This window comes from Pseudomonas entomophila, assembly GCF_013523125.1.
GTDB lineage: Bacteria > Pseudomonadota > Gammaproteobacteria > Pseudomonadales > Pseudomonadaceae > Aquipseudomonas > Aquipseudomonas entomophila_B.
In genome coordinates, this window is sequence record NZ_JAAMQJ010000015.1 from 38,150 (window position 1) to 52,473 (window position 14,324).

A 14,324-nucleotide genomic window follows, 5' to 3' on the forward strand; every position below is an offset into this window, starting at 1 on the left:
ACGGTGCGGGGCGGACCACTCGGACCCGCCGCTGAAAAGGACCGGTAGTTTACACCTGGTGTTCTAGTTTGGGGGCTTGGGGAGCTGCAAGCTGCAAGCTGCAAGCTGCAAGCTGCAAGCTGCAAGCTGCAAGCTGCAAGCTGCAAGCTGCAAGCAAAAGCAGAACGGGGTCGGCTTCTAGCTTGTAGCTTGTAGCTTGTAGCTTGTAGCTTGTAGCTTGTAGCTTGTAGCTCAGGCACCGGACAGGGCGCTGCGCCGGTCTCGCCAGGCCATGGCCAGCCATACGACGGTCACGCCCGCGCACTTCGACAGCAGTGCCGTGCCGGCCACTGCGGGCGTCAGGGCGCCGATCATGCCGAAGAAGATGACCGTGTCGACCGGGATGCTCAACGCCGAACTCAACCACAACCGGTCGCGCAAGGGTCGACGGGTGACGCTGAACACCAGCCAGTCGATCAGCTCGGAGACGAAGAACGCGGTGGCGCTGGCCAGGGCGATGGCCGGTTCGGAGGTAACGTAGGACAGCACCAGCGCCGCCAGCATAGCCAGCAGTGCACCATGGCCGTAGCGGGTCTGGACCATGTCGCGCAGGACGAATACCAGCCCGCCCCAGGCGGACCAGATGACGTCCAGGTGCGGCGCACTGGAGAAGGCGTAGTTGATCAGCACCACGCTGCTGACATAGGCAAGAAGATAGAACATGAGCAGGACCGTCGGGCAGGTCGCACAGGGTACGTGAGTCGCTGCCCTCGGCCAAGCCTGGCTAGCCGAGGATCAGCCCGGCCTCGAGGGCACGCGTGTGACACAGGGCCAGGACCTGGCGGCGCTCGGCATTGTCCATGCGCGACCACCGTGTGATTTCATCGACGTTGCGCTGGCAGCCGGTGCAGATGTCCTGCTCGTCCAGCGCGCAGATGCTCACGCAGGGCGAAGCGACCGGCCGTTCCTTGACCTCCATTCTCAGTCCTCCTGGGGCGCGAGGTCGCGCGCGTAGCGTTGGGCATTGGCCACGTAATGCGCGGCGCTGGCTTCGAGCAGGCGCATCTGGGCATCGCTCAGGGTACGCACGACCTTGCCCGGCGAGCCGACCACCAGCGAACCGTCGGGGATTTCCCGCCCTTCGGGAATCAGGGCATTGGCGCCGATGATGCAATGCTTGCCGATGCGAGCCCCGTTGAGAATCACCGCATTGATGCCGATCAGGCTGTAGTCGTCCACGTGACACCCGTGCAGCATGGCCTTGTGGCCGATGGTCACGCCACGCCCCAGGGTCAGCGGCGAGCCCGGATCGGTGTGCAGGACCGCGCCGTCCTGGACGTTGCTGTCCTCGCCGATGTCGATCAGCTCGTTGTCGCCGCGCAACACGGCACCGAACCAGACGCTGGCCTGCGCCTGCAGACGGACCTTGCCGATCAGGATGGCACCTGGGGCGGTCCAGCTGCTGGGATGGGTGTCGACACGCAGGTCGCCAAGGCGGTAGTTCATGGAAAATCCTCGCAATGACCAGGGAAGCACACGTCGATCAAATCTCGATGAAGTGCGCAGGCGGGCGGTGCAGGCCGATGTCGGCGTCGAAGAGCAGGTTCACCAGCTCGACGATCATGATCGCGGTCAGGCCCCAGATCCGGTACTCGCCGAAACGGTAGCTGGGCACGTACCAATGCCGACCCTGGGCATCGACCCGGTGCGTGTGCTCCTGGGGCGGGTCGCGGAAGAACCCCAGCGGCACGCTGAACACCGCCGCGATCTCGGCATCGTTGGCCTCGTAGTCGACGTAGTCGGGGATCACTCCGACGAAAGGCGTCACCTTCAGGCCGTGCAGGGAAATCAAGGGGCTCAGCGGGCCGAGCACCTCCACCAGGCCGGGCGGCAGTCCGATTTCCTCATGAGCCTCGCGCAGGGCGGTGAAGATCAGGTCCGGGTCTTCGGGGTCACGTCGACCGCCCGGGAACGCCACTTCACCGCCATGGGTCGACAACCCCTTGGCACGCAGGGTCAGCACCAGCTCCGGCTCCTCGCCACGGGTGATGGGCAGCAGCACCGCAGCCTCCGGAAGGCGGCGGTCGGTGGTCAGGGTGCCGGGGGTGTGGGTGCTCATCCGGCGAACAAGCTCGTCCAGCATCACGCAGTCTCGCATCAAGGCCTGTCTGCATCATGCACCAAAGCCATGACGCAACCCAAGCCCTGCCACGACTTGCAGCGCACGGCTGCGGCACGCCAAGATAACGGCATCCATCAGGAAGCCAGACATGAATTTCTGCAGCGCGTGCGGTCAACCGGTCATCCAGTGCATTCCCGAGGGCGATACCCGCCTGCGGTATGTCTGCGAGCATTGCCATACCATCCACTACCAGAATCCGAACATCGTCGCCGGGGTCCTGCCGACCCACGAAGGCCGCGTCCTGTTGTGTCGCCGCGCCATCGAGCCACGCCACGGCTACTGGACGCTGCCGGCCGGCTTCATGGAAAACGGCGAGACCCTTGAGCAGGCCGCGCGTCGCGAGACCGTCGAGGAAGCCTGCGCACGCGTCGGCGAGATGACGCTGTACCAGCTGTTCGACCTGCCGCACATCAACCAGGTGCACGTGTTCTTCCGGGCCGAGCTGGCCGACCTCGACTTCGCCATCGGCGTGGAGAGCCTGGACGTCAGGCTGTTCGAGGAGCACGAGATCCCTTGGTCGCACCTGGCGTTCCGCACCGTGACACGCACCCTGCAATGCTATTATCGTGACCGCCTCGCGCAGCACTATCCCATCGGCAACGAATACCTGCCGCCGATGCAGCTCGCCCCACCCCATAGCTAGTTCCACAGGATCGCTCCATGCGCTGGTTGCTCGCCCTGCTCTGCCTCGGTTTCGCCAGCCTGTCCCAGGCCGCCTACACCGAGACCATCATCCGCAAACCCCTGTCGGCCCCAGGATCGGCACCGGCCGTCACGCCCCCGCAGGTCGCCCCGCGCGTGGTGGACAAGGTACTGGTGATCAAGTCCGAGCGGCGCCTGCAACTGATCAGCCGGGGCGAGCCGCTCAAGACCTACCGCATCTCGCTGGGCAAGCAGCCCAACGGGCCCAAGCTGCAAGAAGGCGACAAACGCACGCCCGAGGGGCTGTACTGGATCGACTGGCGCAAGGTCAGCGACCGCTACAACCTGGCCATGCACATTTCCTACCCGAACATCAGCGACGCGGCCCGGGCCACGCGCGAAGGTGTTCCGGCTGGCGGCATGATCATGATCCACGGCACGCCGATCGACGAACATTACCCGGAATGGTACTTCCATACCCTGGACTGGACCGAAGGCTGCATCGCCATGCGCAACGACGACATGCGCGAGGTCTGGAGCCTGGTCAAGGACGGGACGCTGATCGAGATTCGCCCCTGACGTCCTAGGATGTAGGAAAAGTCCCCAGATCCCCCCTACCTGATCCCTCGCCCCTGGCCGACACGCTTCTCGGCCAGGGACGGCATCGCCCACGCGCCCTGCTTTTTACAGTCGTCGCAGATCCACCACGATGGGTATCTGCGACATGTTCCTGCTCACACCGTCCCCTCCTATCACGGCCCTGCGGCGGCTGTGCCTGGTCAGCGGCCTGGCCCTGCCTTCGGTGGCGTTGGGCATCGACCCGGCCAGCCAACTGTTGCGCGAACAGCAATCGGACTTCCGCACCCTCGAACAGCAGCAGCGCCTGCAACGCTGGCAACGGCGCGAGCAGAAGGTGCCGGCGCCTGAAGCCACGGTGCCGGCCGACGCGACCCGTGCATGCTGGCCCTTTCCTGGCCTGAGCCTGAGCGGCAACCAGGTCCTGTCGAACGCCGAGCTGGAGGGAGCGGTCCAGCCGGTCCTGCGCCCCTGCATGGGCGTGGCCGACATCAACCGGCTGCTGGCCAGCATCACCCAACGCTACGTCGAGGCCGGCTACCCTGCCGCGCGCCCCTATCTGGCCAGTACGCCACGCCAGGGCGAGCCGCTGCAGGTCGTCATCGTCGAAGGCTTCGTCGAGTCGATCGCCCTGGCCGACCCCAGCCTGCCCTTGTCGTTGCGCGGCGCGTTTCCGGACATGCTCGGCGAGCCACTGCGCCTGCCCGATCTCGAACAGGGGCTCGACCAGCTCAACCGTCTCCAGGCCTTCACCCTGTCGGCCGACCTGCTGCCAGGTGATCTACCGGGAGGCACACGGCTGGTGTTGCAACCGCAACAGGTCGGCAAGCGCTGGCACCTGTCGGGCACGCTCGACAACCGGGCCAGTGAAACCGTGGGGCGCCACCGTCTGGGCCTGCGGTTCGGCCTGGATTCGCCCGCTCACCTGAATGACGCGCTCAGCGTCGCGCTGTCGACCGCGTTGCCGGGCACCGGGGCCCAGAGCCAGGCCGTGGCGCTGCACTACAGCGTGCCTTACGGACCTTGGACGCTCGGCGCCATGGCCAGCCGCATCACCTATCACGCCACGCCACGGACACCTGGGCGTCCGGAGGGCGAAAGCCGTTTCCAGGGGCTGAGCGTGAACCGGATGCTGTGGCGCAACCAGCAAGGTCTGCTCGGTGCGTCGATGAGGCTCGACCAGAAGCACACCCTCAATCGTCTCTATGCACGCAAGACCCTGCTGCAGAGCACGCGCCTGACCACGCTCGACGTCGGCCTGGACATGCTCTGGCTCCAGGATGGCCTGTGGAATGTGTCGCTGGGGATGTCCCAAGGTCTGTCTTCCCTGGGTGCCGACGCCCCGACGCTCTCACGCCAGGCACCACGCCCGGACTTTCGCAAGTACCGGGCCAGCCTGCTGCACCTGCGTCAGGGACAACACCCCATTGACTGGCGCTGGCAGAGCCTCGTGAACCTGCAGTACAGCGCCGATCACCTGCCTGCCCTCGAACAGTTGGCGCTGAGCGACGACCTGGCCGTGCGCGGCTTCCGCCAGCACTACGTCGCCGGCGCCACGGGTGCCCTGTGGCGCAACACGCTCAGCCACCCCCTCTGGCAACCCGCGCTCAACGGCGTGCAGCTGCGTGCCTCGGCCGGGCTGGACGTCGGCTGGAGCCGCTACGCCCAGGGCGAGCCGTCGCAACGCCTGGTCGGCGGCGCCCTCGGCCTGCACCTCGACCTGCCGCACGCGCGGCTGCGCCTGGACCATCAGCGTGCGCTGTCCGCCCGAGGGCCGCGCCGGGGCCGCCTGGAACCTGGGTTCTGGGTCGCCGAGCTGAGCATCGACCTGTGATTCATCCAACAAGAAGAGAGACCCCATGAAACAGCACGCTCACACGTCCCCACGGCGCCCCGACACCTTGCGCTGGGCCATCTTCCTGGCCGTCCTGGGCAGCGGCCCTGCGCTGGCTGCCGCCCCTCTGCAAGCGACACCCGGCCCTGGGGGTACGCCGCTGATCAACGATGCGCATGGCGTGCCCGTCATCGACATCGTGGCGCCCACGGCCAACGGCCTGTCGCACAACCAGTTTCTCGAGTACAACGTCGGCACGTCCGGCCTGGTGCTGAACAACGCCCTGGAGGCCGGGTCTTCGCAACTGGCCGGCGCGCTGGCTGCCAACCCGCAGTTCCAGGGCCAGGCAGCGTCGACCATCCTCAACGAGGTGGTCAGCCGCAATGCCTCGCTCATCGAAGGCCGGCAGGAGATCTTCGGTCGCCCGGCCGACTACGTGCTGGCCAACCCCAATGGCATCACCGTCAATGGTGGCCAGTTCATCAACACCACCCGGGCAGGCTTCCTGGTCGGCACGCCGATCCTCGAGGACGGGCGGATCCGTTACCTCGACACCCTGGGCGCCGAAGGCAGCCTGACCGTGCTCAAGGAAGGTGCCGCCAACCGCGAGGGCGCCCTGGCCCTGATCGCGCCCCGCATCGAAGCCCTCGGCGGCCTGCAGGCCCAGGCTGACTTGGACGTGATCGCCGGTCGCAACCGGGTCGACGGGGTCGATGGCAGCCTCGCACCACACGCCAGCGCGCCCTCCACCGAACTGGACGCCACGCTGTTCGGTGCCATGCGCGCCGGGCGTGTGCGCATCGTCAGCACCACCGAAGGTGCGGGGGTACGCATGGCCAGGACCGACATCCAGGCCCAGGATGGGATCAGCGTGCGTTCCGCCGGCGGCTTGCAGATCGAAGGCCGCCAGAAGGAACAGGGTCAACTGCTCACGGAACGGGGCGACCTGGTGCTGGAGGCGACCCGTGACCTGTACCTGCGCGACGTCAAGGCGCGCGCCGAGCACATCGACCTCAGTGCCGGCGGAACGTTGACCTTGGATGCCAAGATGCGGCAGGACATCGAGCGGCAACGGGAACACTGGAAGAACAAGGCCTGGTTCGTCACGTACGAAACCTACGACAGCAACACGACCACCACCGAACGCACGCACAGGGGTACCGAGCTGCTGGCGCAGGGCAATGTGCGGTTGAAGTCCGGGGGCGATCTCGCTCTGCGCAGCGCGCGCGTCGAGGCAGGCGGCGAGGTGAGCGCCGACAGCGCTGGCAACCTGACCCTCGGCTCGACCCTCGACAGCCAACGCCTCGAGCAACGCATCCAGCACCGCAAGCACCTGTGGCGTGGCGACACCGAGACCGATCGCTATCAGGAGTCCGGCAACCCGACCACACTGGTCGGCCAACGCGTGAGCCTCACCGCTCAGGACGCGTTGAGCGTGACCGGCAGCCAGGTGACGAGCCGCGGCGACATGCACATCGCTGCCCGGCAGGTCACCGTCGACGGGCAGAAGGTACGCCAGAGCGACACCGGGCACGCCTATCGTGGCGACCTGGTGTCGGGCACCTTCTTCGGCGGGCGCGGCAGCGAGGATGCGCAAGGCGAACGCACGCTCGGCAGCACGATCCAGGCCGATGGCACGCTCGAGGTCACCGCTGACCAGGTCCGGATCCAGGGCAGCCGCGTACGCAGCCGAGGCGACGCGCTGCTGTACAGTCGCCAAGGCGCGTTGTCGGTCGAAGCCGCCGTCGATACGCAGCGCCAGCAACGGCAACAGAAGGACAGCCAGGTCTTCGGGCTGCTCGGCACCCGCACCCAGAACCGCGAAGAACGCCAGGACGTACTGGTCAGCGACGTCTCTTCGGACACCAACCTGCGCCTAGCCAGCGCCGCCGACCTTCAGGTCCGCGGTGCCCGCCTCGACGCCCGGCAGCGTCTCGAGCTGAGCGCCAAAGGGGACCTGGACATCACGCCCGAACGCCAGAGGCACGAACAGCAGGACGACACGCAACACCGGGGCTTCACGGCCAGCGCGGGGCAGACGCGCGGGGCGCAGGACGGCAAGCCAGGCTCGAAGCAATACGCGGCCAACGTCGGCTATGACGTCGACGACACCACCACCCTGACGCGAGCGATCACCCACACGGGTAGCGCACTCAAAGGCGCCGAGATCGTCCTCGACAGCGCGCGCGACGTACGTCTCGACAACGCCACGCTCACCACCGACAGCGGGGCTGTCACGCTCAAGGGCCAGAAGGTGACGCTGGCGGCCAGCCACGATGAGCGCAGCACCGAAACCACGGTCACGCGTACCGGCGGCGGCCTGACCGTGGGCGCCGGCATCGACCGGGTCAACAGTGCCTTCGAAGGGCACCGCCGGCAGCAGGTCGATCAGGTGCGCGATACCACGGTGGCACGCACCACGATCGCCTCGGCCGGTGACCTGACGATCGAGACGCCGCACCTGATCAACCAGGCGGCAGACCTGAGCGCAGGCAAGCAGGTGCGAGCCGTGGCCACGACCGTCGACAACCAGGCGGTCAGCGACACCCACGAACATACCCAGCGCCAGAACGACTGGCAGGGCACGTTGGGCGCCAGCCTGGAATACCGCGACCTGACCCGTCCGATCGAGCGCCTGGTCACCGGTGAAGAAGCAGCGCGCTTCCAGCAGGCTGGTCCGGAAGATGCCATGGCGCCGCCCAGCGTGGGCGCCGACGTCACGGCCGGTCACCTGGGCCGCGACGTCCGCGAGCACAGTACCCAGGCGCAGGTGGCCCGTTACACGGGCGGTACGGTCACGGTCGAGGCCGACACGCTGCTGGACGAGGGCACGGCCTACAAGGCCGGGGATGGGCAGCTCGACCTGGCGGCCCAGCATCACCTGGCACGTGCAGCGCAGGATACTGCCAGCCGCCAGGTGAGCGAACTGACCGTCGAAGGCGATGGACGCGTGGACAGCAGCACCGGCGAGGACATCAACCTGCGTCTGGCCGGCAAGGGCGGTTCGCTGGAGCAGCGTACCGAACAAAGCACGGCGCACCCCGCCACGTTCCAGGGCCACAAGGGCGTGCAGATTCAGCTGGGCAGCAACGGCCGCTACGAAGCCAGTGGCTTCGAGGGCGGCCAGGGCGGCGTGACGGTACGTAGCGAAGGGACGCTCGAGGTGGTGCAGGCCAACGATACCCAGAGCGAACGGATCGATCAGCTCAGCGGCAATGCCTGGGCCAAGGGGGGTAATCGTCCGACCCACATGGGCGCGGAAGCACGCGGCTACCTCGACCGGGTGCAGCAGCAGCGCGCCGACGCCCAAGCCCGGGTCGCCCAGGCCCAGGCGGACGGCGACGTGAGCTTCACCAGCGCTGGCGACCTGCGCCTGGAAGGCCTCCGTATCGGTACGCGCGAACGACCGGTGGCGAGCGTCGAGCTGAGCAGTGGCGGCGTGGCCACGATCGGCGCGGCGGTCGATACCCATGAGGCCAGCGGTTCGATGCTGGGCGGTGGCGGCGAAATGGCCTACAAGCAGGGTGCGACCACAGGCGGTGGCCTAGGTGGGCACCTGAGCACTGGCCGCGTCGACGAACGCGATGCCACCGCGGTCGTGGCCGAGGTCCACGCGCGCGGCAAGGCCGCCGTCACTGGCCAGGCCCGCGACGATCAGGCGGTCCATCTGCGTGGCGTACACATGACGGCCGGTGAGATCGCCCTTCAGGCGCCCAATGGCGGCCTTTGGGTAGAAGCCGGTGACAGCCGCGAGCACCGCGACAACCTCGAGGTCACCGGCGGCGCCGGCCTGGCCATGAGCAAGGCCGCGACACCGGACGCCGAGACCCGCGGGCTGCACGGTCGCGTCCAGGTCGAACTGGACAAGCGTGACAACCAGGTCCAGGTCGACAGCCAGCTGCGTGCCGATCGCCTCACCCTGCTCAGCCAGGGCGATACCCGCCTGGAGGGCGTACAGGTACAGGCCGGGCAGATTGCAGGTGAGGTCGGCGGCGACTTGCACGTGGCCAGCCGCAAGGACAGCGTCGACACCCTGTCGATCAAGGCCGATGCACGCCTGAGCCACGAGAAGAACCCGCAGGGCTACAACAATGCGGTCGCCGCCGTGACAGGGCCTGCCAGCGACAAGGTCATGGACAAGGTCGGCCCGGCCTTGAGCAAGGTCGAACCCGGCTTCTCGCCCACGCTCAAGGTCGAGGTGTCGCACCAGCAGCGTGACACGGTCGCTCGACAGACCTCGCTCAACGGTCAGAACGGCATCGACCTGAACGTGGGGGGTGACACCACCTTGATCGGCGCGCGCCTGCAATCGGTCAATGGCGCCGTCGACCTGCGTACCGCTTCGCTGTCCAAAGAGGGCCTCAGCGGGCACGACTATCGTCGGGACGTTGGCCTGGATGCCTCGAACGCCCCCGTGGACCTGGGCACGGCCATCGTTCAGGCCAGCCAGGGCGTAGGGGCGGCCGCGGGCGAGAATGCCCTCGACCTTGGGCTGTTGCGTACCAGCGGGCACAGCACCCCAGTGCAGTGGACCTCCACGGTCCAGGGCAAGGGCGATCGCTGACACGCACACCTGAACCCAGACCGGCCGGGCACTCGCGGCCTGCCTGGTCCGATACGCCTGCCCTGGTACACAGGGCAGGTTTCGCTCAAGCGCAGCCTGGCCCCGTGCAGGCGCGTTCATCTTTCTGCAAAACAACCGTCACACTGACGCACTACAGTCGCCGTTCGTTTCCCTTACGACCCGCAAGGACTTCCCGATGAGTCGAGCTTCTGGCGACAACCTGAACCGCAACCCGAGCGATCATGCGTCGATGGCCCACGTGATGGACGTCTACCTCAGTCGTCGTACGGTGCTTCGAGGAGGCCTGGGGGCTGCCGTCACCCTGATGCTCGGCACCGGCCTGGCCAGTTGGCTGGACGACGCGCAGGCCACCTCGCTCACGCCGCCAGGTGAGCCCGCGTCCTTGCCGCTCGCCTTGGGGTTCCAGTCGATCCCCGGCTCGCGCACCGATGCCTGTACCGTCGCGGCCGGCTACAGCGCCTACGTGCTTGCGCCCTGGGGCACGCCGCTCAACGACCGGGCCCGCCCTTGGCAAGCCGACGGCAGCAACAGCGCCGCCGATCAGGCCAATGCCATGGGCATGCACCATGACGGCATGCATTTCTTCCCGCTCGACGGTCGCTCCGATGCCGGGCTGCTGGCGATCAACTTCGAATACATCGACGCCCAGGCCCTGCACCCGGCGGGCCCGACCCAGGATGCCCAAGGCAGGCGCCCGGCCGAGGAAGTGCGCAAGGAGATCAACGCTCATGGCGCCGGTGTGGTACGCCTGGACAAGATCAACGGGCGCTGGCAGGTGGTCGAGAACGATCCGCTGAATCGACGCTTCACCACGGCCACGCCGATGGTCATCGCCGGCCCCCTGCGCGGTTCGGCGCACGTCCGGACACGCTTCTCGCCCGACGGCACCCAGGCCCGCGGCACCAACAACAATTGCGGCAATGGCTACACCCCCTGGGGAACGTACCTCACCTGCGAAGAGAACTGGCCAGGCATCTTCGTCAACAAGGCTCCCTTGCCGGATGACCAGCGGCGCCTGGGCATCGGCACCGCCAGCGGCCAGCACCGATGGGAAACCGCTGCGGGCGACCCCAGCGAAGTGGACGACGAGTTCGGCCGGTTCGACGTGACACCGCGCGGCGACAGCCCCACCGACGACTACCGCAACGAAGCCAGCACCTATGGCTACATCGTCGAGATCGACCCGTTCGATGCCCAGGCGCCCGCCACCAAGCGCACGGCGCTGGGCCGCTTCCGCCACGAAGGCTGCTGCCCGGGCCTGCCGATCGCCGGCAAGCCGCTGGTCTGGTACATGGGCGACGATTCCAACAACGAGTACCTGTACAAATTCGTGTCCGCGGCCGCCTGGGACCCTGCTGACGCCTCACCCGCCGATCGCCTGGCCACCGGCGCCAAATACCTGGACAACGGCACGCTCTACGTCGCGCGCTTCGATGCCGACGGCAGCGGCGTCTGGTTGCCACTGGCCACGGAGACGGTCATCCCGTCCGGCGCGACCCTGGGTACCCTGTACGGCGACCTGGCCGGGATCCTGCTGCACACCCGGGGCGCGGCCGACGCGCTGGGCGCCACGCCGATGGACCGGCCGGAATGGACGGCGGTCAACCCGCTCAATGGCGACGTCTACCTGACCTTGACCAACAACAGCGTGCGCACCCCTGCCAACGTCGACGCGGCCAACCCGCGCGGTCCCAACCGCCATGGCCACATCATCCGCTGGCACGATGGTGACGATCCGGCGCGCTTCACCTGGGACATCTTCGTGTTCGGGGCCAATGCCAGCGGCGGCCCGGACCTCAATCGCTCGGGCCTCACCGAACTCAACCAGTTCGCCAGCCCGGACGGGATGCGCTTCGATGGCCGCGGGATCCTCTGGTTCGAGACGGACAATGGCGAGACCTCGGTGACCGAGTACACCAACGATCAGTTGCTGGCGGTCATTCCCACGCAACTGGTGGATGCCAGTGGCAAGCAAGTGCCGGTCGATGCACGCAACCAGGTCGATCTGCGCCGGTTCTTCGTCGGCCCCAACGGCTGCGAAGTCACGGGCCTGGCGTTCACGCCGGACCACACCACACTGTTCCTCAACATCCAGCATCCGGACAATTGGCCTTTCACCGATGATGCGACCCAGGCCGTGCCGGCCTCCCGGCGTGTACGGCCTCGCTCGGCGACCGTGGTGATCCAGCGCCACGACGGTGGCCCGATCGGCGTGGCCTGAAGGCGATGCGCCGTCTGTCGGTGGTGACCTCTGTCGCCACCGACTGCCGCATGGCCGCTCTCGAACGCGCCGTTACATGGCAGCAGCAGGTAATGCTCCCGGATTAAACCCTACCCGTTCAATCGGCATGCTGGACGCCCGATCATTGCAGAGAAGGCGCCATGACCTCTTCATCCTCCACTCCCTCTTTCACCAGCCGCCTGCCGCTCGACCTGCTCAAGCAGATGGCCGAGCGCGTCGACGAACAATCTTTCGTGCTGTTGCTCAGGCCCTTGATAGGGCGCAATTGCCTGTTGAAGGACTTCCTGGCGTTCAGGCGTGCCCTTCTTCAGGACACGCTCGCCGCGCCGGTCTACACCCTCGTGCCCAGCCTGTCAGGCGCAACGGCCTATAACGCCGCCACCCAGAGCATCGATGTCAGCCAGGCGATCATCGACGACGCGCTGCAGACGCCGGAAGCGAGCTTCAGCCTGATGACCAGCCTGCTCGAATCCTTTGCGTTCTATGTCGCCAGTGAAGTGTTGCCACGGGCGGACGCACTCGCGCAAGACGACGCGCCCTCTCCCATCGGCCCCATGTCCCCTGAGACACCGGTCGCCCTCACCAAGACGCTCTTGTTCTATGCCGAGCCGATCCAGCCTGGCGCCGCCTTCGCGACTTACCAGCGCGAGGCCGATGCCCCTCCCGTCAGCATCGTACTGGGCACACTCGAGCCGTCTCGAACCTCACGTCGCCGCACCAAGCGTTTCGCGGCAGGCTATGGCGAGGCCCATGTACCTGGGTCGTTCGGCCATGGCTCCATAACACAGTCCTTGCGCGAGGTAGGCTTCAGCGACGAACAGTGCCAAGCCATCTACTTCGGCAACTGGCTGCGCGACCATTCGCAACTGGTGGACCCCAAACTCGTCCGTCCGGTCGATGAATCCACCGTCGACCCTGATGTGCTCAAGCAGGTCGGGACGGCCTACGTCCGATTTTCCCGCGAACGCCTCGCAACGATCGTCGACCTGCTGGCCCTGAGGGCGTTCGCCAGTCTGCAGAACACACCTGAAGGCCGTAAAGCCTACAAAGTGACCCCTGCCATGCTGGGGGTGTACTTGCACCACGAACACATCGACAACCCACTGGAACTCGATCCGAACGCGTCCGATCCTCGGCAGATCGACCCTGACTTCGTACCCCCGGCCTCTCCAGGCGACGTACGACTCGGCCTTCTGCCCAAGCGCTCGATCAAGCGCTACATTCGCCGGTCCATCGCCTATGTACAGGCCAAACTGAGGGCTGCCCAGCGAGAAGGTGCGACACTGACCGGTATGCGTTACCTGGGCGAGGCGTTGCATGTCCTGGAGGACTATTTCGCCCACTCGAACTTCGTCGAGCTGTGTCTCAAGCATGTGGGTCACGACGACGTACTGGTCTGGACGACAGCGGTCGAGAAGAAGCACCCGAAGGGACACGCCTTTCCCGTCGTGACGGGCATGTTCGGCCAGCTCGACATGATCGGCAGCCTGATCGACCCCTTGGCTAGCCATTTCTTCCCCACCGACCTCGACGAGTCGCAAAGTCAGGAAGAACAAGAGGTCTTCGACCAGATCGTGCTGACGATCTTGGAGGAAGAGAACATGCCCTGGCTGATCCAGCTGTACGGGCTGTACGTCAAGGCTCGCCGAGAGCTGGCCAACAATTATTACTACAAAATCTATAACGCGACCGTCAGCACCTTGCAACACCATTTCAAGCCGCTGAACTATGCCGGCAATTTCATCATGAAGCCCCTGATGAAATGGGCGGGTGATCATGTCGCCACCTTGCAGGTCCTTCAGCACGAAGACCCCAACCAGGAGGCGAGCGCGCCTTTGACGCACTCGCAGCTGTCCAAGGACCACGACACCCATCCGTTCCATACGCTGGCCATACAGCTGGCCATGATCGCGGTGCAGCGGGTCGGCCAGGCGATGCGGGATCACTGGTCAGGCAAGGTCGAGGGGGCGGACGACCCCGTCGACATTGCCAAAGGTTTCATGGCGCACCCCTGGAGCGACCTCTGGTGGGAGGAGACGGTCGTTCAATGGGCGAAGGAAAACCCGGAGAAGGTCAAGCAAGGCACGTCCATCGAGACGTTACGGGTCTTGCACGCCCGTGAGCTGGATGCCTTGAGCGAGCGTATCGTGAACATGCTCCAGAAGAACAACGAATACATTCAGGAAGTCGAAGAGCTGACCGGGGTCAGCTGGATCCAGGTCACCTTGGCACCGGAGGCCATCTCCATACCCTTCTGATCCCGCTGGCACGTGCCGTGCCGGAG

At 66.3% G+C, this 14,324-nt stretch carries 10 protein-coding genes; 6 read left to right on the forward strand and 4 right to left on the reverse strand.

The features are described from left to right. Positions 1-231: 231 nt before the first annotated feature. The 4 genes from G7007_RS10260 to G7007_RS10275 all read right to left on the reverse strand — a co-directional run bounded on the left by G7007_RS10260 (position 232) and on the right by G7007_RS10275 (position 2,122). Positions 232-702 carry a VUT family protein gene (locus G7007_RS10260; RefSeq protein WP_181101446.1) on the reverse strand — a complete coding sequence of 157 codons (471 nt, stop codon included), beginning with the start codon at positions 700-702 and terminating at the stop codon, positions 232-234. A gap of 61 nt (positions 703-763) precedes the next feature. Then, complete coding sequence (locus G7007_RS10265; RefSeq protein ID WP_060392776.1) at positions 764-958, reverse strand: DUF1289 domain-containing protein; 195 nt, start codon at positions 956-958, stop codon at positions 764-766. A gap of 2 nt (positions 959-960) precedes the next feature. Continuing rightward, positions 961-1,485, reverse strand: a complete 525-nt coding sequence (locus G7007_RS10270) for a gamma carbonic anhydrase family protein (RefSeq protein ID WP_181101448.1) — start codon at positions 1,483-1,485, stop codon at positions 961-963. A gap of 37 nt (positions 1,486-1,522) precedes the next feature. After that, positions 1,523-2,122 carry a CoA pyrophosphatase gene (locus G7007_RS10275; protein WP_181101450.1) on the reverse strand — a complete coding sequence of 200 codons (600 nt, stop codon included), beginning with the start codon at positions 2,120-2,122 and terminating at the stop codon, positions 1,523-1,525. A 127-nt stretch (positions 2,123-2,249) separates the two neighbouring features. Between G7007_RS10275 and G7007_RS10280 the strand changes: the two genes are divergently transcribed. From G7007_RS10280 to G7007_RS10305, 6 genes are all read left to right on the forward strand, one after another. Beyond that, positions 2,250-2,804, forward strand: coding sequence for an NUDIX hydrolase (locus G7007_RS10280; protein WP_181101452.1), 555 nt, complete (start codon positions 2,250-2,252; stop codon positions 2,802-2,804). A 17-nt stretch (positions 2,805-2,821) separates the two neighbouring features. Next, complete coding sequence (locus tag G7007_RS10285) at positions 2,822-3,382, forward strand: L,D-transpeptidase family protein (protein ID WP_181101454.1); 561 nt, start codon at positions 2,822-2,824, stop codon at positions 3,380-3,382. Positions 3,383-3,527: 145 nt separating this feature from the next. Beyond that, positions 3,528-5,213, forward strand: coding sequence for a ShlB/FhaC/HecB family hemolysin secretion/activation protein (locus G7007_RS10290; protein WP_181101556.1), 1,686 nt, complete (start codon positions 3,528-3,530; stop codon positions 5,211-5,213). Between the two features lie 25 nt (positions 5,214-5,238). Next, positions 5,239-9,777 (forward strand): hemagglutinin repeat-containing protein, encoded by a 4,539-nt coding sequence (locus G7007_RS10295; protein ID WP_181101456.1) that lies wholly within the window; start codon positions 5,239-5,241, stop codon positions 9,775-9,777. Between the two features lie 196 nt (positions 9,778-9,973). Continuing rightward, positions 9,974-12,019, forward strand: coding sequence for a PhoX family protein (locus G7007_RS10300; protein WP_181101458.1), 2,046 nt, complete (start codon positions 9,974-9,976; stop codon positions 12,017-12,019). Between the two features lie 161 nt (positions 12,020-12,180). Next, a complete protein-coding gene (locus G7007_RS10305; RefSeq protein ID WP_181101460.1) occupies positions 12,181-14,298 on the forward strand; it encodes an HET-C-related protein in 2,118 nt (705 codons plus the stop codon). Positions 14,299-14,324 lie beyond the last annotated feature (26 nt).